Consider the following 746-nt stretch of genomic DNA (forward strand, 5'->3'; position numbering starts at 1 on the left):
CCCCCACCCCCCCCCCCCCCGCCCCCCCCCCCGCCCCCCCGCCCCCCCCCCCCCGGCCCCCCCCCCCCCCCCCCCCGCCGCCGGGGGGGGGGGGGGCCGGGGGGGGGGGGCGGGGGGTGGGGGGGCCCCCCCCGGGCCCCCCCCCCTGCCGGTGGTGGGGGGGGGTCGGGGGGGGGGGGCGGGCCCCCCCCCCCCCCCCCAACCGCGCCCCCGTCCAACCGCCGGCAAGCTCGCCCGAAACACACTGAGGCCCTCCTCCCGAACCGGGAGGAGGGCCTCAGGACGTATACAGGCTCAGCGCCAGCTGTGCGGCGCGCGGAAGCCGGGCTCGCGCTCCAGGCGGCGCCAGCCCGCGCGGTTGTGCCGGACGCGGTGCGCCGGGGCCTCGGGAGTGGCGGCGGCGCGGGCCAGCAGGATCGCGGTGATGGCCGCGACCTCCTCCGGCTCGGCGTGGCCCTTCTCGACGCGGATGTCAGGCAAAGACATGTGGCAGGTCTCCTACGACTAGTGCCGGTTACTGCGGCGGGTTGCCGTGCTTGCGGGACGGCAGGTCGGCGTGCTTGGTACGCAGCATCGCCAGGGACTTGACCAGCACCTCACGCGTTTCCGCGGGGTCGATCACGTCGTCGACCAGGCCGCGCTCCGCCGCGTAGTACGGGTGCATCAGCTCGGCCTTGTACTCCTTGACCATCTTCTGGCGCATCGCCTCGGGGTCCTCGGCCTCGGCGATCTGCCGGCGGATGCCG

2 protein-coding genes are annotated in these 746 nt (G+C 78.0%); both read right to left on the reverse strand.

The genetic code is table 11. The annotated features are described in order from the left end of the window. Positions 1-294: 294 nt before the first annotated feature. Positions 295-486, reverse strand: coding sequence for an acyl-CoA carboxylase subunit epsilon (locus ACYSUO_RS42270; RefSeq protein WP_461781512.1), 192 nt, complete (start codon positions 484-486; stop codon positions 295-297). A gap of 28 nt (positions 487-514) precedes the next feature. Beyond that, on the reverse strand, positions 515-746 hold a 232-nt coding region (locus ACYSUO_RS42275; protein ID WP_461781513.1), incomplete at its 5' end, for a carboxyl transferase domain-containing protein.

The sequence above is a fragment of the Streptomyces sp. UC4497 genome (assembly GCF_054871485.1).

Coding starts and splice junctions, on each gene's coding strand:
- ACYSUO_RS42270 (WP_461781512.1), bottom strand. CDS start 486: ATGTCTTTGCCTGACATCCGCGTCGAGAAGGGCCACGCCGAGCCGGAG.